This window comes from Pseudomonas sp. S30_BP2TU TE3576, from assembly GCF_050436025.1.
Classification (GTDB): Bacteria; Pseudomonadota; Gammaproteobacteria; order Pseudomonadales; family Pseudomonadaceae; genus Aquipseudomonas.
The window spans coordinates 1,149,450-1,173,468 of record NZ_JBNDLK010000001.1; the positions used below are offsets into that span (position 1 = coordinate 1,149,450).

Consider the following 24,019-nt stretch of genomic DNA (forward strand, 5'->3'; position numbering starts at 1 on the left):
CGAGCCCGCGAGGCTGCGTTCGGCTGCGAAGCAGTCGTAAAATCAGTCATTGCGGTACGTCAGGCAGACCGCGTCAGCTGGACTCACGACTGCTTCGCAGCCGAACGCAGCCTCGCGGGCTCGGCAGCTGCTACAAAGGGTATCTGACTGGCATTACCGCAGCCCCTTTTTTTGCACAAAAAAAGCCGCATGAAAACCCGAGGGTTCTCATGCGGCCTTTTTATGTGGCAAGGGAGCTTGCTCCCGCTGGCCGACGGAGTCGGCCCACTGTCAGCCTGCGCTTAAGCCTTGGCAGCTGGCCGCTTGTCTTCGACCGTCCACTTACCGCCGTCGTAGTACGCTTTCCAGCCAGTCGGCTTGCCATCAACCTCGGTCTGCACGTACTGCTCCTTGGTCTTGCGACTGTAACGAATCACAGCCGGGAGGCCATCCGGATCTTTTTTCGGCGCTTCGCAGAGGAAGTGATACTTCGGATCGATCTCATCCTTGTGCGGAATGATTTCGATCACCAGCGGAGCACGAGTCTCGCGGTTTTTCGGGAACTGACTGGCCGCCAGGAACAGGCCGGAAGCACCGTCGCGCAGAATGTAGGTGTCGTTGACCTTTTCGCACTTCAGCTCCGGCATTTTCACCGGATCCATCTTCGGCGGCGCCGCATCACCACTTTTCAGCAGTTTGCGGGTGTTCTTGCAGGTCGCATTGGTGCAACCGAAGAACTTGCCGAAACGGCCAGTCTTGAGCTGCATCTCGCTGCCACACTTGTCACACTCCAGGCTCGGACCTTCATAGCCCTTGATGCGATAGGTGCCCTCTTCGATTTCGTAACCATCGCAATCCGGGTTGTTACCGCAGATGTGCAACTTGCGCTTCTCATCGAGCAGATAGGCATCCATCGCCGTGCTGCAGATCGGGCAGCGATGCTTGCCACGCAGTACCAGCGACTCCGACTCACCCTCGTCGTCCGCGGCAATTTCATCGCCCGGCACCAGGTTGACGGTGGCCTTGCAACGTTCCTTCGGCGGCAGGCTGTAGCCCGAGCAACCGAGGAACACGCCGGTCGACGCAGTACGAATCTGCATCGGACGACCGCAGGTCGTGCACGGAATATCCGTCATCACCGGTTGGTTGGCGCGCATGCCGCTGTCCGGGCTCTCGGCAATTTCGAGCTTCTTCTTGAAGTCGCCGTAGAACTCGTCGAGCACGTTTTTCCAGTCGCGTTCGCCCTGGGCCACGTCATCGAGATGCTCTTCCATGCCGGCAGTGAAGCCGTAGTCCATCAGGTTCGAGAAGCTCTCGGCCAGACGCTCGGTGACGATGTCACCCATCTTTTCCGAGTAGAAACGACGGTTGTGCAGCGCAACGTAGCCGCGATCCTGGATGGTCGAAATGATCGCCGCGTAGGTCGAAGGACGACCGATGCCGCGCTTTTCCATTTCCTTGACCAGGCTGGCTTCCGAGTAACGCGCCGGCGGCTTGGTGAAGTGCTGGGTCGGATCAAGCTTGATCAGCTTCATCGCGTCACCCTGGGCCATGTCCGGCAATACGTCGTCGTCGCCCGGCTTGGCGATTTGCGGCATGACGCGGGTGTAACCGTCGAACTTCAGGATGCGGCCCTTGGCACGCAGCTCGAAGTCCCCGGCACCGACGGTGACTGTGGTCGACAGGTATTGCGCCGGCAGCATCTGGCAAGCGAGGAACTGGCGCCAGATCAGCTCGTAGAGGCGCTCAGCGTCCCGCTCCATGCCCGACAGCTTGCTTGGCTCGGTGTTGGCGTCGGAGGGACGAATCGCTTCGTGAGCCTCTTGTGCACCTTCCTTGCTACTGTAGACATTAGGGGTTTCCGGCAGGTACTTCTTGCCGAACTCGCCTTCAATATAAGTACGCGCCATCGCCACGGCATCAACCGAGAGGTTGGTCGAGTCGGTACGCATGTAGGTGATGTAGCCGGCTTCGTACAAACGCTGGGCCATCATCATGGTTTTCTTCACACCGAAGCCCAGGCGGTTACTGGCAGCCTGTTGCAGGGTGGAGGTGATGAACGGTGCCGACGGCTTGCTGCTGGTCGGCTTGTCTTCGCGCTTGACGATGCTGTAGCTGGAAGACTTGAGCTTCTCCAGCGCGGCCATGGCCTGGGCTTCGTTGAGCGGCTTGAAGGCTTCGCCCTTCTCGCGAGCGACGTCGAAACGCACGGTCGCGCCCTTGGCGGTGCCGAGGTCGGCATGAACCTCCCAGTATTCTTCAGGGATGAATGCGCGGATTTCACGCTCGCGCTCAACCACCAGCTTCACCGCAACCGACTGCACGCGACCGGCGGACAGGCCACGAGCGATCTTGGCCCACAGCAGTGGCGAAACCATGTAGCCCACAACGCGGTCGAGGAAGCGACGCGCCTGCTGGGCGTTGACGCGGTCGATATCCAGCTCGCCTGGCTGGGAGAAGGCTTCCTGGATCGCCTTCTTGGTGATTTCGTTGAACACCACACGCTTGTAGCGGCTGTCGTCACCACCGATGGCTTCGCGCAGGTGCCAGGCAATGGCTTCCCCCTCGCGATCCAAGTCGGTTGCGAGATAGATGGTGTCAGCATCCTTGGCGAGCCGGCGCAGCTCCTCGATGACTTTTTCCTTGCCCGGGAGGATCTCGTACTTGGCTTTCCAGCCATGGTCCGGATCGACACCCATGCGTGTGACCAGCTGCTTGCGCGCTTTTTCTTTCGGCGACAGTGCCGGCGCTTCACCCGCAGCAGCCTTGCCGCGCTTGGCGGCTGGCTCTTTGCTGGCGCTAGCCGAACCGCTGGTGGGCAGGTCTCGGATATGGCCGATACTCGACTTCACCACGTATTCGTTGCCCAAATACTTGTTGATGGTCTTGGCCTTAGCCGGGGATTCCACAATGACCAGCGATTTGCCCATGGATCAGAAAATTCCTGAATTCGAGAAGTGAAAGGCGATTGGCGCCTGACGCGGCACCGCTATATATAGTGGCAACAAGGTGAGGTCAAGCGCAGGGTTTTGCGCGCACTCAGCTTATGGCTTGGTAAAAAGGCTTTCTTCGGCCTGCACCAAAGCAAAGCGTGGCACCTGTTCGCCGTCAACCTCGACGGACTCCAGGAACATGCTCAAGGGACGCACCCAAAAGCCGTAATCGCCATACAGGGCTTGGTAGAAGACCACTTCTTCTTCGGTTTCCGAATGCCGCGCAACACTGAATACGCGGTACTGCGGACCTTTGTAATGTTGGTAGAGCCCTGGTTGTATCGGCATGCTTTGGCCCTCACTCAAATTTTTTCAAAATAAAAACAAAAATAAATCCGGAAAAACAAAAACCGGGGCACTTGGCCCCGGCTTCCATCAACGAGACGCTTAAACGCGTTCGAAGACGGTGGAGATGCCTTGGCCGAGACCAATGCACATGGTGGCTACCCCGAAGGTGCCGCCATTCTGCTTCATCACATTGAGCAAAGTGCCGGAGATTCGCGCACCGGAGCAACCGAACGGGTGGCCCAGGGCGATCGCGCCGCCGTGCAGGTTAACCTTCTCGTTCATCTTGTCGAGCACTTTCAGATCTTTCAGCACTGGCAGGGCCTGTGCGGCGAAAGCTTCGTTGAGCTCGAAGAAGTCGATGTCGGAGATGCCCAGACCCGCGCGCTTCAGTGCTTTTTGTGTGGCCGGTACTGGACCATAGCCCATGATTGCCGGATCCACACCTGCCACTGCCATCGAGCGAATCACCGCCATAGGCTGGATGCCCAGGTCCTGTGCGCGCTGTGCCGACATCACGATCATGCACGAAGCACCATCGGTGATCTGCGACGAAGTACCGGCGGTCACGGTGCCCCCCTTCGGATTGAACGCCGGCTTCAGAGCCGCCAGGCTTTCCAGGGTGGTTTCCGGACGAATGGTTTCGTCGTAGTCGAAGGTTTTCAGGAAACCGTTCTCGTCGTAACCCTGCATCGGGATGATTTCGTCTTTGAACTTGCCTTCCACGGTCGCCTTGTGGGCGAGTTGGTGGGAGCGCACGCCGAAAGCATCCTGCTGCTCGCGGGTAATGCCGTGCATTTTGCCCAGCATTTCCGCGGTCAGGCCCATCATACCCGAGGCCTTGGCCGCGTACAGCGACATGTGCGGGTTCGGATCGACACCGTGCATCATGCTCACGTGCCCCATGTGCTCGACGCCACCGACGACGAAGACGTCACCGTTGCCGGTCATGATCGCTTGCGCAGCAGTGTGCAGAGCGCTCATGGACGAGCCACACAGGCGGCTGACGGTCTGGCCGGCCGAAGTGTGCGGGATCTGGGTCATCAGCGACGCCATGCGCGCGATGTTCCAGCCCTGCTCCAGGGTCTGGTTCACACAGCCCCAGATCACGTCCTCGACTTCGTTCGGGTCGACCTTGACGTTGCGTTCCAGCAATTTGCTGATCAGGTGCGCCGACATGTCTTCGGCGCGGGTGTTGCGGTGCATGCCGCCCTTGGAGCGGCCCATCGGAGTACGACCGAAGTCGACAATCACGACGTCTCTAGGATTCAAGCTCATAAGTTCACTCTCACTCTAGTTGGGGGCGCTTAACCGAAGAAGCTCTGGCCGTTCTTGGCCATTTCGCGCAGCTTCGCGGTCGGGTGGTACAGCGCGCCCAAATCAGCGTACTGGTCAGCCAGGGCAACGAACTCTGCCACACCGATCGAATCGATGTAGCGCAGCGCACCGCCACGGAATGGAGGGAAACCAATACCGTAGACCAGACCCATGTCGGCTTCGGCAGCGGTTTCGACGATGCCGTCTTCCAGGCAACGCACGGTTTCCAGGCACAGCGGGATCATCATCCAGTTGATGATGTCTTCGTCAGTGACTTCGCGCTGTTCAAAGACGATTGGCTTGAGCACTTCCAGTACCGACGGGTCGGCGACTTTCTTCTGCTTGCCCTTTTTGTCGGTCTCGTAGGCGTAGAAGCCCTTGCCGTTCTTCTGGCCCAGGCGCTTGGCTTCGTAGAGCACGTCAACGGCCGAACGACGGTCGTCTTTCATGCGGTCCGGGAAGCCTTCAGCCATCACGTCACGGCCGTGGTGACCAGTGTCGATGCCGACCACGTCCATCAGGTAGGCCGGGCCCATTGGCCAGCCGAATTTTTCCATGATCTTGTCGATACGAACGAAGTCCACACCGGCGCTGACCAGCTTGGCGAAACCGCCGAAGTACGGGAACAGGACACGGTTGACCAGGAAGCCCGGGCAGTCGTTGACGACGATCGGGTTCTTGCCCATTTTCTTGGCGTAGGCAACGGTGGTCGCTACGGCCAGTTCGCTGGACTTCTCGCCACGAATCACTTCAACCAGCGGCATCATGTGCACCGGGTTGAAGAAGTGCATGCCGACGAAGTTTTCCGGACGCTTGAGGGCCTTGGCCAGCAAGGTGATGGAAATGGTCGAGGTGTTGGACGCGAGGATGGTGTCCTCTTTGACCTGGTCTTCAACTTCAGCCAGTACGGCTTGCTTGACCTTGGGGTTCTCGACGACTGCTTCCACCACCAGGTCCACGTGACCGAAATCACCGTAGGACAAGGTCGGACGAATGCCATTGAGCACTTCTGCCATTTTCGCAGCGGTCATGCGGCCTTTATCGACGCGGCCAACCAGCAGTTTGGCGGCTTCGGCAAGACCCTGCTCGATGCCGTGCTCGTTGATGTCCTTCATCAGGATCGGCGTGCCTTTGGAAGCCGACTGATAGGCGATACCGCCGCCCATGATACCGGCGCCGAGCACGGCGGCCTGCTTCACGTCCTTGGCGATTTCATCGTAGGCCTTGGCCTTTTTCTTCAGTTCCTGATCGTTCAGGAACAGACCGACCAGGCTCTGTGCGGCCGAAGTCTTGGCCAGCTTGACGAAACCTGCGGCCTCAATTTCCAGCGCCTTGTCTCGACCGAAGTTCGCAGCTTTCTGGATGGTCTTGATCGCTTCAACCGGCGCCGGGTAGTTCGGGCCGGCCTGGCCTGCCACGAAACCTTTGGCGGTTTCGAAAGCCATCATTTGTTCGATGGCGTTCAGCTTCAGCTTTTCCAGCTTCGGCTGGCGCTTGGCCTTGTAGTCGAACTCGCCAGAGATGGCGCGCTTGATCAGTTCCAGCGCGGCCTCTTGCAGCTTCTCTGGAGCAACCACTGCGTCGACAGCACCGACTTTCAGCGCGTCTTCAGGACGGTTTTCCTTGCCGGCGGCAATCCACTCGATGGCGTTGTCTGCGCCGATCAGGCGCGGCAGACGAACAGTACCGCCGAAGCCCGGGTAGATGCCCAGCTTGACTTCCGGCAGACCGATCTTGGCCTTGGTCGACATGACGCGGTAGTCCGCGGCCAGGCACATTTCCAGACCGCCACCCAATGCAATGCCGTTGATCGCGGCTACAGTCGGGACGTTGAGGTCTTCGAAATCGCTGAAAATCTTGTTGGCTTCGAGGTTGCCAGCAACAAGTTCTGCATCCGGCAGCTTGAAGTTGTCGACAAATTCAGTGATGTCGGCGCCGACGATAAACACGTCCTTGCCACTGCTGACGATCACGCCCTTGATCGAAGCATCTGCCTTGATGGTGTCTACGGCCTGACGCAGTTCGTTCAGGGTTAGACGGTTGAACTTGTTGACGGACTCACCCTTGAGGTCGAACTTCAGTTCGACGATGCCACTTTCAAGAGCCTTAACCGTGATGGCTTTACCTTCGTAAATCATCAACTGATCTCCACGATATGGAAGCTGAACAGTACACGCCGGACGCAGGCGAATGGCTTGGCAGGACGTTAAACGTCGATGCTACGCCGATTCACCCGACACACCCGCCAACGCGATAGTCGGGATTCTGTAGGAGCGGTCTGAAATACAAACGCTCAATTCATACGCCCGTTTGATTTGGGTACGTCACCTTCACGGAATTTCCGACAATTGTCAATCGCCCGAAACACGGGTTGAAACGCGACTTTCCGGTCATTTCCGTACTGCGAAGACCTTCAACACGCTTAAGCATGCGAGGTCATTCATAGGATCAATTGTTAGAAAAGTCGCCCTAATTCGCTGCAGCCCGTGATTAACAGGCTACGCTGGCGGGACCAGGGGAAAAGTTGAACGCTTCGGCGAATGCCCAGCGCAAGATCAGCCAACACCGATTTACCGGCCTGCCTGGCCAACCCGCCCGATGATTTTGTCGGGCTTTTTATTGCCTTCTGTAGCAGCCGCCGAGCCTGCGAGGCTGCGTTCGGCTGCGAAGCAGTCGTAAATCAGGCACCGTGGTACATCAGGCTGATCGTGCGCTCAGGGTTTACGACGACTTCGTCGCCGGACGCAGCCTCGCAGGCTCGGCAGCTGCTACAGATCCGTTTCAGGCGAGGGCTTTGAGGGTGGCGTCGATCTGTTGCAACACCTCGGCCTCGCCCTTCTCGCCCCAATACAAGGCAATCATTTGCTTGTCGGCTTCGACCTTGTAGACATTGCCCGGCAATTTTTCGAAATGATTGAGCAGCGCCCGATCCTCACAGACTTCCTGCCATTGATTCACCCAGACACCCGGTGATTTTTGCCAGTAACACCAGCACGCAGGCTGACTGCCACGTCGCGGGCGATGGTACTGGGCGCAGGGGCTCGGCGGCTCCTGGCTTAGCCAATGCGGCCACTCCTGAGGCGCCAGCTGCATGGACAGGCCGATGCGTCGGGCCTCCATCCGCAGGGCTATGCGCCCACTCTGGGCACGCGAAGGGCGCAACCATGCCAGCGGGCTGAGCACCACCAGCAGGATTGACACCACTATCCAGACCGTCATATCTGTACTCCCGATTCTTGATGGGCGCGTTCAGTCACTTTTGAACCGGTGCGCTTGAAACCAGCCATACTTACCAATATTGCAATCCTCAGGAGGAGCACCTCATGCCCTACAACCATATTCTGGTCGCTGTAGATCTGACCGAAGAGTGCGACCCTGTCATCCACCGCGCTCGCGAACTGTCGGTGAGCAACGGCGCGAAACTGTCGCTGGTGCACATTGTCGAGCCAATGGCGATGGCCTTCGGTGGCGACGTGCCAATGGACCTGTCACAACTGCAACAGCAGCAGTTCGATCAGGCCAAGGAACGCCTTGAACGCCTGAAGCACAAATACTCAGAGCTTGAGGGCTCCAATTGCCACCTCACCTACGGCCAGCCACGCCAGGAAATCCATCACTTCGCCAAGGAACAGCAATGCGATCTGATCGTGGTGGGCAGCCATGGCCGACATGGCCTGGCACTGCTGCTGGGTTCCACCGCCAACGATGTACTGCATGGCGCGCCTTGCGATGTGCTGGCGGTGCGCCTGCAAAACAAATCCTGACGCTACACTTTCCCTGTGGGAGCGGGCTTGCTCGCGAATGAGGTGTGACAGTCGACATATTCGTTGAATGTTGAACCGCTTTCGCGAGCAAGCCCGCTCCCACAATGGATCTGCAACAACCCGCAGATTGCATTGCATATGAAAAGCCCGGCGCTCATCACTGAACGCCGGGCTTTTTTATTGCAGGATCAATCAGGCATCCAGTTCGGCCCAACGTTCGACCATGACGTCGAGTTCAGCCTGCAATTGTTCCAGCTGAGCGATCACGGCAGCGGTTTCAGCCGCAGGACGCTGGTAGAAACCCGCATCAGCCATCTGCGCTTCAACAGCGACAATCTGCTGCTCCATGGCTTCGATCTGGCCCGGCAACGCTTCCAGCTCGCGCTGCAACTTATAGCTGAGCTTTTTCTTCGCCACTGGCGCTTCGACGGCTGCCGCAACTGGCGCAGGCTCGGCCTTCACCACAGCGGAGTTGAGGTCGGCCTTGCCGGACTTGCTCTCGGTCACGCCCAGCAGGCGCGGCGAGCCGCCCTGACGCAGCCAGTCCTGATAGCCGCCGACGTATTCGCGAACCTTGCCTTCACCTTCGAAGACCAGGGTGCTGGTAACCACGTTATCGAGGAATGCCCGGTCGTGGCTGACCATCAGCACGGTGCCGTTGAAGGTCAGCAAGACCTCTTCGAGCAATTCCAGGGTTTCGACGTCGAGGTCGTTGGTCGGTTCGTCGAGCACCAGCAGGTTCGCCGGCTTGCTGAACAGCTTGGCCAGCAGCAGACGGGCGCGCTCACCACCGGACAGCGCCTTGACCGGCGTGCGGGCACGCTGCGGGCTGAACAGGAAGTCGCCGAGGTAGCTCAGCACGTGGCGGCTCTGGCCGTCGATATCGATGAAGTCGCGGCCTTCGGCGACGTTGTCGATCACGGTTTTTTCCAGATCCAGCTGATGGCGCAACTGGTCGAAGTAGGCAACATCGATCCTGGTGCCCTCTTCCACTTTGCCGCTGGTCGGTTGCAGCCCGCTGAGCATCAGCTTCAGCAGCGTGGTCTTGCCGGTACCGTTGGCGCCGAGCAGACCGATACGGTCGCCGCGCTGCAGCACCATGGAGAAGTCCTTGATCAGGAACGGACCGTCCGGGTGAGCAAAGCTCACGTTATCGAGGACCATTACCTGTTTGCCGGACTTGTCGGCGGTTTCCAGCTGGATGTTGGCCTTACCGGTACGCTCACGACGCTCGCTGCGCTCGACGCGCAAGGCTTTGAGCGCACGTACGCGGCCTTCGTTACGGGTACGACGGGCCTTGATGCCCTGACGAATCCACACTTCTTCCTGGGCCAGACGCTTGTCGAACAGCGCGTTGGCGGTTTCTTCGGCCGCCAGCGCGGCTTCCTTGTGTACCAGGAAACTGGCGTAGTCGCCGTTCCAGTCGATCAGGCCGCCGCGATCCAGTTCGAGGATGCGGGTTGCCAGGTTCTGCAGGAAAGAACGGTCGTGCGTGATGAACAGCACGGCGCCCTGGAAATCCTTCAGCGCCTCTTCAAGCCAGGCGATGGCACCGATGTCCAGGTGGTTGGTCGGTTCGTCGAGCAGCAGCAGGTCCGGCTCGGACACCAGGGCCTGGGCCAGCAGGACGCGACGACGCCAGCCGCCGGACAACTCGGCGAGGGTCTTGTCGGCCGGCAATTGCAGGCGGCTCAGGGTGCTGTCGACCAGCGTCTGCAAGCGCCAGCCATCACGGGCTTCGAGGTCGTGCTGAACGTGCATCAGTTTGTCCAGATCGGCATCGGTGACGATGTTCTGGCTCAGGTGGTGATATTCGGCGAGCAGCGCACCGACGCCGTCCAGGCCTTCGGCCACCACGTCGAACACTGTCCGCTCGTCGGCTACCGGCAATTCTTGCGGTAATTCGCCGATCTTGAGACCGGGTGCGCGCCAAACGGAGCCGTCATCGGGCTTCTGGTCGCCCTTGACGAGCTTCATCATGCTGGACTTGCCAGTGCCGTTGCGGCCGATGATGCACACCCGCTCACCACGGGCGATCTGCCAGGACACCTTGTCCAACAACGGCATAGCGCCGAAAGCAAGGGACACATCGCTGAATTTGAGCAGGGTCATGAGCTTCTCCAAAAACCGGGCGCGCATTCTACCTGACTTGAGGCTTCAGAAGGCCGGCAATTTCACTCTCGTAGCACTCTGAACGACAAATGTTGCGAACTGATGCGGGAAGACCCGCAAAGCTTTCGCCGGCTGCTGGCAAAAGGCTAAGCTACAGACAATTCAGTGCGGGCCTGACCCGCACTTGTCATGTTTTCTCTGCCTGGACGTCTCATGCGCAGTCGCCTTTTCAATCTTTTGTCCTGCTTTTTACTTTCAGCCGCAGCGTTTCAATCCGCCCAGGCGGTGGACCTGTCCACCCAACGCCAATATTACGATGAAGCCAAACGCGCCCTGGCCAAGGGTGATACCGGCCCGTATTTCCGTTACAGCCAGGCCCTCGCCGATTATCCGCTGGAACCGTACCTGGCCTACGACGAACTGACCGCGCGCCTGAAAACCGCGAGCAACGCCGAAATCGAGAAATTCCTCGCCGAACACGGCGACCTGCCCCAGGCCAACTGGATGAAGCTGCGCTGGTTGCGCTGGCTGGCGGATCGGGGTGACTGGGCGACTTTCGTCAAGTATTACGACCCGAAAATGAACTTCACCGAACTGGACTGCCTGAATGCGCAGTACCAGCTCAGCCACAACCTCAAGGCCGAAGGTAATGCTAACGCGGAAAAACTCTGGCTGACCGGCAAATCCCAACCCGATGCCTGTGACACCCTGTTCGGCATGTGGGCGGCCGAAGGCCAGTTGACCGAGCAAAGACGCTGGGAGCGCGCCAAACTCGCTGCCCAGGCGCGCAATTACCCGCTGGCCAACAGCCTGGTCAACAGCATGACCACCCTCGCCCCTCGCGGTCGTTTGCTGGTGGACGTCGCGCAGAAACCGGAACTGCTCAACCAGCCGGCACGCTTCACTCCGGCCGATGAAGCCATGTCTGACGTGGTCAGCCTCGGCCTGCGCCGCCTGGCTCGCCAGGACCCGGACAAGGCCATGGACCTGCTCGATGGCTATGCCAACAGCATGCACTTCTCCCGGGATGAAAAAGTGGCGATCGCCCGGGAAATCGGCCTGACCCTCGCACGACGTTTCGACAGTCGCGCACTGGATGTCATGACCAAATACGACCCCGAGCTGCGCGATAACACGGTTTCCGAATGGCGCTTGCGCCTGCTCCTGCGCCTGGCGCGCTGGGATGATGCCTATCAGTTGACCCGCCGCCTGCCCCAGGACCTGGCCACCACCAACCGCTGGCGCTACTGGCAGGCCCGCAGCCTGGAACTGGCGCAACCGCAGAACCCGGAAGCGCAGACGCTGTATAAAAGCCTGGCCCGCGAACGCGACTTCTATGGCTTCCTCGCCGCCGATCGCTCGCAGTCGCCCTACTCTTTGCTCAATAAGCCGCTGGTACTCAGCCAGGCCACCATCAACAAGGTGCGCAATACGCCCGGCGTGCGCCGTGCCCTGGAGCTGCATGCCCGCGGGCAGATCGTCGATGGCCGCCGCGAGTGGTACTACGTCAGCCGTCACTTCAGCCGCGATGAAATGGTCGCCCAGGCCAAACTGGCCTACGACCTGAAATGGTACTTCCCGGCGATCCGCACCATCAGTCAGGCGCAGTATTGGGATGACCTGGACATCCGCTTCCCGATGGCTCACCGCAATACTCTGGTGCGTGAAGCGAAGAGCCGCGGCCTGCATCCGAGCTGGGCGTTTGCCATCACCCGCCAGGAAAGTGCGTTCATGGACGACGCCCGCTCCGGTGTCGGCGCCTCGGGCCTGATGCAACTGATGCCCGCCACCGCCAAGGAAACCGCACGCAAGTTCAGCATTCCCTATAGCTCGCCACAGCAACTGTTCGATCCGGAGAAGAACATCCAGCTCGGCGCCGCTTACCTGAGCCAGGTGCACAGCCAGTTCAACGGCAACCGCGTCCTCGCCTCCGCCGCCTACAACGCCGGCCCGGGTCGCGTCCGCCAATGGCTGCGCGGTGCCGACCACCTGAGTTTCGACGTGTGGGTGGAAAGCATTCCGTTCGACGAAACCCGCCAGTACGTGCAAAACGTGTTGTCGTACTCGGTAATCTACGGCCAGAAGCTCAATTCGCCACAACCGATCGTGGATTGGCATGAGCGGTTTTTCGACGATCAATAAGAGGAGCCGCGGCTAATGCCAGCCGGTTAAGCGGTAATGCGATCTGTAGCAGCTGCCGAGCCCGCGAGGCTCGGCAGCTGCTACAAAGAGTGTCGCAGTTTTTTTTATTGCTCAGGATTTCTACGCCGACTTGAGCCGTGCGACGACCTGATTACCGCGCGGGGTCAGGCGATACTTTTGTGCCGGACTATTTGGCGATTCGGGATTGGTCATTTCTACCCATTCGGCCGCTAATGCAGGCTTGAGATAGTTAGCGCGGAAGGTCGCCTTGTGCACCAATCCGATGTCAGCCATCAAATCGCTGATTTTACGCGGACCATTGATATGTAGTGCAGAAAGCAACTTCCCTACTGGGTCGGTTACTGGGTCGGTTACTGGGTCGGTTTCTAGCTCGCCAAGGACAGCTTCCTCAAGTGCAAGGCTCAGAGCGTGCAACATGAACTCTACGAAAGGCGTCGATTCGGCCGATTGATCGGCAGCCAACAATGCCGCGTAATAAGCATCCTGCTGATCCCGAATGACCGCCTCAACCGGTAAATAAGACAATACCGGGCGCCATTGACTGAGTATCAGGGTTTGCCAAAGGCGTCCCATGCGTCCATTGCCGTCAGCAAAAGGATGGATGAACTCGAATTCATAATGGAAGACACAGCTGGTGATCAGCGGATGCCAATCAGAGGCGCCAAGCCACGCCAACAAGTCGTCAATCAAGTGCACGACACGACTAGGCGGTGGCGCCATATGGATCAACGTATCGCCACGGTAGATACCCACGCCGGCTCGACGAAACTGCCCGAAATCGTCAATCAATCCGCCCATCAGCAATTCATGGGCGCGAAGTAAATCGGCTCGATTGCTTGGCTGCCAATCCGGCATGGCTTCGTAAGCAGCAAACGCATTACGCACTTCCTGGATTTCCCGAGGCAAACCCAGCACACGCTGCCCGGCCAGAACGGCAGTCACCTGCTCGACGCTCAGCGTATTGTTTTCGATGGCCAAGGAGGCCTGAATCGTTCGAATCCGATTACCACGACGTAACTGAGGTGTCTGCAGGCGTCCGTCCATCGCCGTAAGCTGACCGATCAGCTCGCTGATCTCGGCGATCAGCGACAACATTTTCGTGGTCAAGGTCAACGGTGGTTGATAACGGCTCATATCCTCATCCGGGCTCATGGCAGAGGTCGACATAATGCCCGAACCGGGCAACATTCATCAGCTCCCACTCACGCGAACTCATGCCCATCACTGAACTGCAACGCCGCCAATCGCGCATACAACGCATTGCTGGCGATAAGTTCCTGATGTGTGCCCACCGCCACCAGTTTCCCCTGATCCATCACAGCGATTCGGTCGGCGTTTTTCACGGTAGCCAGGCGATGGGCGATCACCAGGGTGGTGCGGTTTTTCATCAGGCTCGGCAGCGCCTGCTGGATCAGGTGTTCGCTCTGGGCGTCGAGGGCGCTGGTGGCCTCGTCGAGAAGCAGGATCGGCGCGTCCACCAGCAACGCGCGGGCGATGGCCAGGCGTTGGCGCTGGCCGCCCGACAAGCCGAGACCGGCGTCCCCCAGATGAGTCTGGTAACCGTTGGGCATGGCTTCGATAAAGTCATGGGCGTAAGCGATCTTTGCCGCTTCCTGTACCTCGGCCAGTGTCGCCTTCGGGTTGCCGTAGCGAATGTTTTCTTCAATGCTGCCGAAAAACAGCGCCGGGGTTTGCGACACCAGGGCAAAGCAGCGGCGCAGGTCCAGTGGATCGAGTTGAGTCAACGGCACGCCATCGAGCAGGATGCGCCCCTCGGCCGGGTCGTAAAAACGCAGCAGCAAGTCATACACCGTGGATTTCCCTGCCCCTGATGGCCCGACCAGCGCCAACGTTTCACCGGCATTGACGGTCAGATTCAAGCCGTCGACGGCATAACTTTCCGGCCGCGACGGGTAGGAAAAACGCACACTTTGCAGTTGCAGGCGGCCGTCGACCCGTTCCGGCAATGTCACCGCGCCTGCGACCGGCGGCAGGATGATGTTTTCCGAACGCAACAACTCGGCAATCCGCTCGGCCGCGCCGGCTGCCCGTTGCAACTCGCCAATCACTTCGCTCAACGTGCCGAATGCACTGCCGACGATCAGGCTATAGAACACGAACGCCGCCAGCTCGCCTGTGGAAATTCGCCCGGCCATGACGTCCATGCCGCCGACCCAGAGCATCACCCCGACCGCGCCCAGTACCAACACGATCACCAGGGTAATCAGCCACGCCCGCTGGAAGATGCGTTTGCGCGCCGTATTGAATGCCTCTTCCACGGTCACGGCAAACCGACGCTCGTCCTGGGTCTGATGGTTGTAGGCCTGCACGGTCTTGATCTGCCCCAGGGTTTCGGACACATAACTGCCGATGTCGGCAATCCGGTCCTGGCTCAGGCGCGAGAGGTTACGCACCCGGCGTCCGAAGATCAGGATCGGCGCGATCACCAGGGGCAACGCAACCACCACGATGCTGGTGAGCTTGGGGTTGGTGATGAACAACAGGACGATCCCGCCGATCACCATCAACAGATTGCGCAAGAACAACGACAGCGAAGAGCCGATGACCGATTGCAGCAGCGTGGTATCGGCGGTCAGGCGGGACTGGATTTCGGAACTGCGATTGTCTTCGTAAAACCCCGGGTGCAGGTAAATCAGATGATTGAACACCTGACGCCGGATATCGGCGACGCAGCGTTCGCCGATCCACGACACCAGATAAAACCGCACAAACGTACCGACGGCCAGCCCCATGACCAGCATCATGAACAGAGCGATGGACTGATTGAGCAGATGCGGTGACTGGGTCATGAACCCCTGATCCACCAGCAGGCGGATGCCCTGCCCCATGGACAAGGTGATGCCTGCGGTGGCGATCAACGCCAGCAAAGCGCCAAAGGCCTGCCAGCGATACGGCGCGATGAAACGACTGGCCAGGCGAGCAGCACGGCGGTGACGGGCAGAAAGCATCGCAATCATCCAGAACAAAGCAGTCAGTAGGGTCAGCCTACACCGTTCAATGGGGTAGCCCGGTGTAAATCACAATGAGTCAGGTTAATTATGTCCACCAAGACAGGAGGCTAGACGCTATTGATCTAAAGTTCGGCTAGCCACGCGCAGGCATTTCTGCTGGACTGGTCCTGTCCCCCCGGAAAGATCGCAGGACGTTGTCATAGCCCGGTCACCTGGAGGTTCTACAGTAAGCACACAACCTGATGAGGAGACAGGCCATGTCCTTGCAACACAGCAGCGATGACAAGATTCAAGTGATCCGCACGCAACCAGACCAGTCTCTGGGTTGCTCGATTATTGACGAGCAGGGCCGCGAAGTACCGATCACTGAAAAAATGATCCAGAAAGCTTGCAGCGAACTGGAAAAGCGATTGGTCAAACCTGCCGAACAAAAGTGATGTAGCCACTGTCTTCTTGACCCGGCCCATTGTTGGCCGGGTTTTTTATGGGCGCCTGTCCGGACATTGTGGGGCGCCCTTCGCGAGCAAGCCCGCTCCCACAGGGGATTTGTGGTGCATGAAGATCCAGTGTGGGAGCGGGCTTGCTCGCGAACGGGCCGCCGCGGTCTGTCAGATTGTCGTTGCGCCCAACGCCGCCACAATCCTCTGCAGCTCAGGCGAGTCACCTTCGATCCGCACCTGCAACCCGTCAACTTCGCGGCGCAACGGGTACTGCTTGCGCAGCACATCGAATGCCGCACGCTGCTCGCTGACACTGCCGACGAGGCTGCGACGGAAATCCGCATCGTCACGACGCGGGTCATACACGCCACGGCACAGCATGGCCAACGCCCAGGCCGGGTCGCTTTGGGCATTCAGGGTCACGTGCGAGAGCCATGGTGCCGGCAGCAAATCGCTCAGGCTGATGCGGGCCGGTTGCCCGAGGAAATCGCAATACGCCTGATAAATCTGCGCCGTCCCCCGCTGCTTGCCGTCGAGGCTGTAACCGGCAATGTGCGGCGTTGCCAGCACGCACAGTTCGGCCAGCGCCACATCGACTTCAGGCTCGCCTTCCCAGACATCGAGCACCGCTTGCAGGTCTTCGCGCTCCAGCAACACATCGCGCAGTGCCGCATTGTTGACCACCGGCCCGCGACTGGCGTTGATCAGCCAGGTGCCGGGTTTGAGCTGGTTCAGACGCTTTTCATCGAACAAATGCCAGGTCGATTGCCGGCCCTGCTTGGTCAACGGCGTGTGCAGGCTGATAACGTCGCACTCCTCGACGATCTGCTCAAGACTGACGTAGTCACCCCCTTCAGCGGCCTGCCGTGGCGGATCGCACACCAGCACCTTCCAGCCCAGGCCTTGCAGAACCCTGACCAGCCGCCCGCCCACTTCACCGGCACCGACCACGCCATAGGTACGCCGGGTCAGGTCGGCACCTTCGATTTCGGCCAGGGTCAGCAAACTGCCAAGCACATAGTCGACCACGCCGCGGGCGTTGCAACCCGGTCTTCGTGTTTTTTTTTATATTTTGTGCGCTGGACCAGGTGATACCGGCCTGCTGAAAGTACTCCAGGTCCAGATGATCGGTGCCGATGGTGCACGTACCGACAAAGCGCACCTTGCTGCCTTCGAGCAGCGCACGATTGACGTTGGTCACCGAACGCACCAACAGCACATCGGCCTGCTCGACCGTGGCTCGATCGATGGAACGACCCGGTACCCGGTGGACTTCACCGAAACCTTCGAAGAAGGCATCGAGCAGGGGGATATTTTCGTCGGCAACAATCAGCATGGCAGGCTCCTTTGGCGGATCGGCAGTTTAGGCGTAGATGCGGGTAGTGGGCCAGCGGGCATTGTTCATCTGTGCCTGAATGTGGGAGCGGGCTTGCTCGCGAAAGCAGTGTGCCAGGCAACATCAATGGTGACTGACACTCCCCCTTCGCGAGCAAGTCGAATCGTCGCGCCGCCGCTCCCACAGGTTTTTAATTACAAATCGGTAACACGGGGTTTTTCCTGACTGCCGCGTCAACGCGTAGAATGCGCGCCTGTGCATCAAACCCCTTTGGACGTTTCGCTATTGAATCCTGTAATTGAGAATACCGCCGCCATGGCTCCTGCGCGGACGACACCCGTACGCCTGGAGCTCAAAGGCCTGCTCAGCCTGGCCTTGCCGATCATGATCGCGCAACTGGCCACCACGGCCATGGGCTTTGTCGATGCGGTGATGGCCGGCCGGGTCAGCCCTCGGGACCTGGCTTCGGTGGCCCTGGGCAATTCGATCTGGATTCCAGTCTACCTGTTGATGTCTGGCGTTCTGCTGGCAACCACGCCCAAGGTCGCACAACGCTTTGGCGCCGGGCAGCTTGACGAGATCGGTCCGCTGGTACGCCAGGCACTGTGGCTCGCGCTGTGTGTCGGCTTGATCGGCAGTGGCCTGCTGCTCGGTGCCGAGCCAATCCTGCACTGGATGAAAGTCGATCCGCAATTGATCAAGCCGAGCATGGGCTACCTGCACGGTATCGCTTTCGGCTTTCCCGGCATGGCGTTCTATTACGTCCTGCGCTGCTACAGCGATGGCATGGGGCGTACCCGTCCGAGCATGGTTATTGGCTTGTGCGGTCTACTGCTGAACATCCCGCTGAACTATGCGTTGATCTATGGCCATTTCGGCGCACCGGCCCTGGGCGGCGTCGGTTGCGGCTGGGCCAGCGGCATTGTGATGTGGTTCATGGCGTTGAGCATGGCCGGCTGGACGTTCTGGGCCCCGTTCTATGCCCGCACCCGGGTGCTGGTGCGTTTCGACCGTCCGAAGTGGGCCGTGATCAAACGCCTGGTCGGGATTGGCCTGCCGATCGGTATCGCGGTCTTCGCCGAGTCCAGCATCTTCGCGGTCATCGCCCTGTTGATCGGCAGTCTCGGCTCGACCGTGGTGGCCGGCCATCAAATCGCCCTGAACATCAGCTCGTTGCTGTTCATGATTCCCTACTCGCTGGGCATGGCGGTGACCGTGCGGGTCGGTCAGGCACTGGGGGCCGGCAATCCTTGGCAGGCGCGCTTCGCGGCGAAGGTCGGGCTCGGTGCAGCGTTGGTGTTTGCGGCGTTCTCGGCCAGCCTGATCCTGTGTCTGCGCGAACCGATCGCCTCGATCTACACGCCTGACCAGAGCGTGATCCAGATTGCGTCGATGCTGATTGTCTATGCCGCGCTGTATCAGTTTTCCGATGCCATCCAGGTGATTTGCGCGGGCGCGTTGCGCGGATACCAGGACACCCGGGTGACGATGATCCTGACCTTGTTCGCCTATTGGGGCATCGGCCTGCCGGTCGGCTACGTGCTGGGACTGACCGATTGGTTCGGCCCGGCCAGCGGCCCGAGCGGGCTGTGGGAAGGGCTGATTGCCGGTTTGAGCTGTGCAGCGCTGATGCTGTCGATCCGCCTGACGCGCAGTGCGCGCAAACGGATTCGTATCAGCCAATCGATGGGCTAAGCGCACACAAAAAAAGACCTGCCAGTGCAGGTAATGCCGATCAGTTAAGCCACAACGCAATCTGTAGCAGCTGGCGTAGCCTGCGTCCGGCTGCGCAGCAGTCGTAAAATCAAAGCTCGCGGTACGTCAGAGAGATCGTGCAAGCCGGATTTACGACTGCTGCGCAGCCGGACGCAGCCTTCGGCAGCTGCTACAAGGAAGGTGTAGCGTCTGGGTTCGCCTAACTGATCGGCATTAGCCAGTGCAGGTCTTTTTTTTTGAGTCCGTCAACCGGATTTCTTGCGGATCCAGTAGAGGTAGGTGCCTGCCTCTTCGTGCTGCGCCACCAGTTCGTGATCGAGAAACACACAGAACTTGGGAATGTCGCGACGGGTCGACGGGTCGGTGGCGATCACTTTGAGCAGGCCGCCGGGCACCAGGTCACGAATGTGCTGGTGCAGCATCATCACCGGCTCGGGGCAGTTGAGGCCAGTGGCGTCGAGGGTGCCGTCTACCGGCGTATCAAGCATTTCACTCATGATTCACTCCTGAAACTGGCCGGCATTGTCGCGCATTGCCGGGTGCAACGTCATCTGTGGCATAACGCCGCCGTTGCAGGATTAGCACTGCCCTGTGGGAGCGGGCTTGCTCGCGAAGGCGGTGTGTCAGCAGCATTGATGTCGACTGACACGACGCCTTCGCGAGCAAGCCCGCTCCCACATGGGTCCGTCGGTGTTAGCGGGACTTGGGTTTCTTCACGTCCAGCCGGCGCAAATGGCAAGTCACTTCCTCGCGGTCGTGGTACAGCTGTTTGCAGCCGATCTCGACCTTGATGCCCCGCGCCTTGAAGCCGTCGGCAATGCGCTCGAGCAAACGCTTCACTTCGGCATAGCGCTGTTTCATCGGCAGCTTGAGGTTGACCACCGCCTCGCGGCAATGCCCGTCGCCGATCCACTCTTCCAGCATCGCGGCGTTGCGCGCCGGTTTCTCGACGATGTCGCAGACCATCCAGTCCACCGGCTGCTTGGGCTTGAAGGTGAAACCGTCGGCCATCAAGTGTTGCACCAGCCCCGTGTCCATCAGGCTTTCGGCCATCGGACCGTTGTCGATAGCCGTCACCAGCATGCCGCGGTTGACCAGCTGCCAGGTCCAGCCACCGGGGGCGGCCCCCAGATCAACGCCGGTCATGTCGCTGTGCAGACGCTCGTCCCACTGGTCGCGCGGGATGAAGTGGTGCCAGGCCTCCTCCAGCTTGAGGGTCGAGCGGCTCGGCGCTTCGCGTGGAAACTTCAAACGCGGAATGCCCATCGGCCACATCGCCGAATTATTGGACTCGGCCAGCCCCATGAATACTTCGCGACCACTTTTGAATGTCAGCAACAAACGCGGCTTATGCGCGTCGTCCACCAGCTTGCCGGCCGCCACCAGCGCCTTGCGCAGATGCACCTCGAACTTCTTGCAGAAGTTCGACAGTTCCTTGCCATCGTTGGTGTCGACCATTTCCAGCCACAGGCTGCCGCACAGCGGAAAGTCCGCCATATGATCGAGGATCACGCTGATGCGGTCGGTTTCCGGCAGATCGATAAAAATCCCCCGGGCCCACTGGCGCGGGAAGATCAACTCGGCGAAACGCTGCCCGCGCATCAGGCGCTCGGCACCGTCTTCTTCGGTGCAGACAAATTCAGCGCAAGCAGTTGCCGCTTTGGCCTTGGCATAACCAGCCACGTTCAACCGCGCGGCAAGGTCGGAAATCTCGGAACAGACTTCGCCTTCGAAGCCCGGCCGGCAATGCATAAAGAGGGTGTTCATTCTTACTCCTGGGCAATGGCGAGGAATTTCGGCCACTGCACGATGCCCAGGCTTGCGTTGAAGCAAAGCCTGTCACGAAAACCCGCGCATGATAGCTGACTTCGGAACCCGGGACTTAGCGATAGAGTCCAGTTATTAGCCTTAAGCACTAAAGAGGACTAGGTTTAGTCCTCTATCCGTTCCCTCAGTCCGTAGCCGTGCGGACTCAAAGGAGTGATCGCAATGCCGTCCCTCGATAGCCTGAAGACTTTGAAAACCCTGCAAGTCGGCAACAAGACCTACCATTATTTCAGCCTGCCGGATGCCGCCAAAAGCCTGGGCGACCTGCACAAGCTGCCAATGTCGTTGAAAGTCCTGCTGGAAAACCTGCTGCGCTGGGAGGACGAAAAAACCGTCACCGGTGCCGACCTCAAGGCGCTGGCCGCGTGGCTCAAGGAGCGTCGCTCCGACCGCGAAATCCAGTACCGCCCGGCGCGGGTGCTGATGCAGGATTTCACTGGCGTTCCCGCCGTGGTCGACCTGGCCGCCATGCGCGCGGCGATGGCCAAGGCCGGCGGCGATCCGCAGCGGATCAATCCGCTGTCGCCGGTGGACCTGGTGATCGACCACTCGGTGATGGTCGACAAGTTCGCCAGCAGCAGCGCCTTCGAGCAAAACGTCGATATTGAAATGCAGCGCAATGGCGAGCGTTATGCGTTCCTGCGCTGGGGCCAGAGTGCCTTCGACAACTTCAGCGTGGTACCGCCGGGCACCGGGATTTGCCACCAGGTGAATCTGGAGTACCTCGGCCGCACGGTCTGGACCAAGGATGAGGACGGCCGCACCTACGCCTTCCCCGACACCCTGGTCGGCACCGATTCCCACACCACCATGATCAACGGCCTCGGCGTGCTCGGCTGGGGCGTCGGCGGTATCGAGGCGGAAGCAGCGATGCTCGGGCAACCGGTGTCGATGCTGATTCCGGAAGTCATCGGTTTCAAACTCACCGGCAAGCTCAAGGAAGGCATCACCGCCACCGACCTGGTGCTGACTGTCACCCAGATGCTGCGCAAGAAAGGCGTAGTGGGCAAATTCGTCGAGTTCTACGGTGATGGCCTCGCCGACCTGCCGCTGGCCGACCGCGCGACCATCGCCAACATGGCCCCGGAATACGGCGCCACCTGCGGTTTCTTCCCGGTGGACGACGTCACGCTGGAATACCTGCGCCTGTCCGGGCGCCCCGTCGAAACGGTGCAATTGGTCGAGGCCTACAGCAAGGCCCAGGGCTTGTGGCGCCTACCCGGCCAGGAACCACTGTTCACCGACAGCCTGGCGCTGGACATGGGCAGCGTCGAAGCCAGCCTCGCCGGGCCGAAACGCCCACAAGACCGGGTTTCGCTGCCGAATGTCGCCCAAGCCTTCAGTGACTTCCTCGACCACCAATTCAAACCCACCAGCAAGGAAGAAGGTCGCCTGGAAAGTGAAGGCGGAGGCGGCGTCGCCGTCGGCAACGCCGATCTGGCCGGCGAAGCGGACTACCACCACGAAGGCCAGACCTATCGCCTGAAAAACGGCGCGGTGGTGATTGCCGCGATCACCTCCTGCACCAACACCTCCAACCCGAGCGTAATGATGGCGGCCGGGCTGGTGGCGAAAAAAGCCGTGGAAAAAGGCCTGAAACGCAAACCCTGGGTGAAGAGCTCGCTGGCGCCCGGCTCGAAAGTGGTTACCGACTACTACAAGGCTGCCGGCCTGACCCAATACCTGGATGAATTGGGGTTTGCCCTGGTCGGCTATGGCTGCACCACCTGCATCGGCAACTCCGGACCGCTGTCGGAGCCCATCGAGAAAGCCATCCAGCAAGCCGACCTCACTGTGGCCTCCGTGCTCTCAGGCAACCGCAACTTCGAAGGCCGGGTGCATCCATTGGTGAAAACCAACTGGCTGGCCTCCCCGCCACTGGTGGTCGCCTATGCGCTGGCAGGCACGGTACGCACCGACCTCAGTCGCGAGCCATTGGGCAATGACAAGGACGGCAAGCCGGTTTATCTGCGGGATATCTGGCCAAGCAGCAAAGAAATTGCCGACGCCGTGAATCAGGTCAACACCGCCATGTTCCACAAGGAATACGCCGAAGTGTTTGCCGGTGACGCGCAATGGCAGGCGATTGAAGTGCCGCAGGCGGCGACCTACGTCTGGCAGGACGACTCGACTTACATCCAGCATCCACCTTTCTTCGACGACATCGGTGGCCCGCCGCCCGTGGTCAAGGATGTATCGGGTGCGCGCATCCTCGCGCTGCTCGGCGACTCGGTGACCACCGACCACATCTCCCCGGCCGGCAACATCAAGGTGGACAGCCCGGCCGGGCAATACCTGCGCGACAAAGGCGTGGAACCGCGCGACTTCAACTCCTACGGCTCACGGCGTGGCAACCACGAAGTGATGATGCGCGGCACCTTCGCCAACATCCGCATACGCAACGAAATGCTCGGCGGCGAAGAAGGCGGTAACACCCGCTACATTCCCACCGGGGAAAAAATGCCGATCTACGACGCCGCCATGCGCTATCAGGCTTCGGGCACGCCGCTGGTGGTGATCGCCGGCCAGGAATATGGCACCGGATCGAGCCGCGACTGGGCAGCCAAAGGCACCAATTTGCTGGGGGTGAAAGCAGTCGTCGCCGAAAGCTTCGAACGGATTCACCGCTCCAACCTGGTGGGCATGGGCGTGTTGCCGTTGCAGTTCAAGCTGGATCAGAACCGCAAGAGCCTGAAACTCAACGGCAGTGAAACCCTGGACATCCTCGGTTTGACCGGCGTCGAGCTGACGCCACGGATGAACCTGACGCTGGTCATCAACCGTGAAAACGGCACCAGCGAGAAAGTCGAAGTACTGTGCCGCATCGATACGCTCAATGAAGTGGAGTACTTCAAGTCCGGGGGGATTCTGCACTACGTGTTGCGGCAGTTGATTGCGTCATGACCGACCGCTGACAAAGACACCGCCTTCGGGCGGTGTTTTTGTTTGTGGCACCCCCCCTATAATCTCGCGCCGCCGAATGTGGCCTTGCCCACAATGTTGCATCCGACTCATGACCACTGTGGGAGCGAGCTTGCTCGCGATGGCGGCTCAACATTAACGATGATGTTGAATGACACTCCGCTATCGCGAGCAAGCCCGCTCCCACAGAGGT

Annotated in this window: 15 protein-coding genes and 1 pseudogene; 5 read left to right on the top strand and 11 right to left on the bottom strand. The window is 59.8% G+C overall.

Annotated elements, in window-relative coordinates; genetic code table 11:
- Positions 1-281: 281 nt before the first annotated feature.
- The 5 genes from topA to ABIA48_RS05250 form a co-directional block, all read right to left on the bottom strand.
- Positions 282-2,909: a type I DNA topoisomerase gene (gene topA, locus ABIA48_RS05230; RefSeq protein ID WP_429487306.1), complete on the bottom strand. Its 2,628-nt coding sequence runs from the start codon at positions 2,907-2,909 to the stop codon at positions 282-284.
- A gap of 114 nt (positions 2,910-3,023) precedes the next feature.
- Entirely contained in the window at positions 3,024-3,260 is a 237-nt protein-coding gene (locus tag ABIA48_RS05235) for a DUF1653 domain-containing protein (RefSeq protein WP_007986363.1), read from the bottom strand.
- Between the two features lie 99 nt (positions 3,261-3,359).
- Entirely contained in the window at positions 3,360-4,535 is a 1,176-nt protein-coding gene (gene fadA / locus ABIA48_RS05240) for an acetyl-CoA C-acyltransferase FadA (protein ID WP_007986361.1), read from the bottom strand.
- 29 nt (positions 4,536-4,564) lie between these two features.
- Positions 4,565-6,712, bottom strand: coding sequence for a fatty acid oxidation complex subunit alpha FadB (gene fadB / locus ABIA48_RS05245; protein WP_007986359.1), 2,148 nt, complete (start codon positions 6,710-6,712; stop codon positions 4,565-4,567).
- A 643-nt stretch (positions 6,713-7,355) separates the two neighbouring features.
- Entirely contained in the window at positions 7,356-7,793 is a 438-nt protein-coding gene (locus ABIA48_RS05250) for a hypothetical protein (protein ID WP_429487307.1), read from the bottom strand.
- A 104-nt stretch (positions 7,794-7,897) separates the two neighbouring features.
- Here ABIA48_RS05250 and ABIA48_RS05255 point away from each other — a divergent pair, with 104 nt between their 5' ends.
- A complete protein-coding gene (locus tag ABIA48_RS05255) occupies positions 7,898-8,338 on the top strand; it encodes a universal stress protein (RefSeq protein WP_008050059.1) in 441 nt (146 codons plus the stop codon).
- Positions 8,339-8,530: 192 nt separating this feature from the next.
- Here the strand turns inward: ABIA48_RS05255 and ABIA48_RS05260 are convergent, their stop codons facing one another.
- On the bottom strand, positions 8,531-10,450 hold the full coding sequence (locus ABIA48_RS05260) for an ATP-binding cassette domain-containing protein (RefSeq protein ID WP_007986352.1): 1,920 nt from the start codon (positions 10,448-10,450) through the stop codon (positions 8,531-8,533).
- 213 nt (positions 10,451-10,663) lie between these two features.
- On the opposite strand from ABIA48_RS05260, the gene ABIA48_RS05265 reads away from it, so the two are divergent.
- Positions 10,664-12,592, top strand: coding sequence for a transglycosylase SLT domain-containing protein (locus ABIA48_RS05265; protein ID WP_429487308.1), 1,929 nt, complete (start codon positions 10,664-10,666; stop codon positions 12,590-12,592).
- Between the two features lie 120 nt (positions 12,593-12,712).
- Here ABIA48_RS05265 and ABIA48_RS05270 read toward each other — a convergent pair whose 3' ends face one another.
- Entirely contained in the window at positions 12,713-13,747 is a 1,035-nt protein-coding gene (locus ABIA48_RS05270) for a Fic family protein (RefSeq protein WP_429487309.1), read from the bottom strand.
- Between the two features lie 68 nt (positions 13,748-13,815).
- The gene (locus tag ABIA48_RS05275; RefSeq protein ID WP_429487310.1) at positions 13,816-15,591 is read right to left on the bottom strand and encodes an ABC transporter transmembrane domain-containing protein; all 1,776 of its coding nucleotides are present in this window, start codon (positions 15,589-15,591) and stop codon (positions 13,816-13,818) included.
- Positions 15,592-15,842: 251 nt separating this feature from the next.
- On the opposite strand from ABIA48_RS05275, the gene ABIA48_RS05280 reads away from it, so the two are divergent.
- Complete coding sequence (locus ABIA48_RS05280; protein ID WP_007987263.1) at positions 15,843-16,022, top strand: PA1571 family protein; 180 nt, start codon at positions 15,843-15,845, stop codon at positions 16,020-16,022.
- A gap of 171 nt (positions 16,023-16,193) precedes the next feature.
- Here ABIA48_RS05280 and pdxB read toward each other — a convergent pair.
- A pseudogene (gene pdxB / locus ABIA48_RS05285) lies at positions 16,194-17,361 on the bottom strand (4-phosphoerythronate dehydrogenase PdxB).
- A gap of 315 nt (positions 17,362-17,676) precedes the next feature.
- Between pdxB and ABIA48_RS05290 the strand changes: the two are divergent.
- On the top strand, positions 17,677-19,056 hold the full coding sequence (locus ABIA48_RS05290; protein WP_429492798.1) for an MATE family efflux transporter: 1,380 nt from the start codon (positions 17,677-17,679) through the stop codon (positions 19,054-19,056).
- 266 nt (positions 19,057-19,322) lie between these two features.
- Here ABIA48_RS05290 and tusA read toward each other — a convergent pair whose 3' ends face one another.
- Positions 19,323-19,574 carry a sulfurtransferase TusA gene (tusA, locus tag ABIA48_RS05295; protein WP_007987255.1) on the bottom strand — a complete coding sequence of 84 codons (252 nt, stop codon included), beginning with the start codon at positions 19,572-19,574 and terminating at the stop codon, positions 19,323-19,325.
- A gap of 196 nt (positions 19,575-19,770) precedes the next feature.
- Positions 19,771-20,844 carry a 23S rRNA (cytidine(2498)-2'-O)-methyltransferase RlmM gene (rlmM, locus tag ABIA48_RS05300; protein WP_204931585.1) on the bottom strand — a complete coding sequence of 358 codons (1,074 nt, stop codon included), beginning with the start codon at positions 20,842-20,844 and terminating at the stop codon, positions 19,771-19,773.
- A gap of 222 nt (positions 20,845-21,066) precedes the next feature.
- Here rlmM and acnA point away from each other — a divergent pair, with 222 nt between their 5' ends.
- The gene (acnA, locus tag ABIA48_RS05305) at positions 21,067-23,808 is read left to right on the top strand and encodes an aconitate hydratase AcnA (RefSeq protein ID WP_429487311.1); all 2,742 of its coding nucleotides are present in this window, start codon (positions 21,067-21,069) and stop codon (positions 23,806-23,808) included.
- The last annotated feature ends 211 nt before the right edge of the window (positions 23,809-24,019 follow it).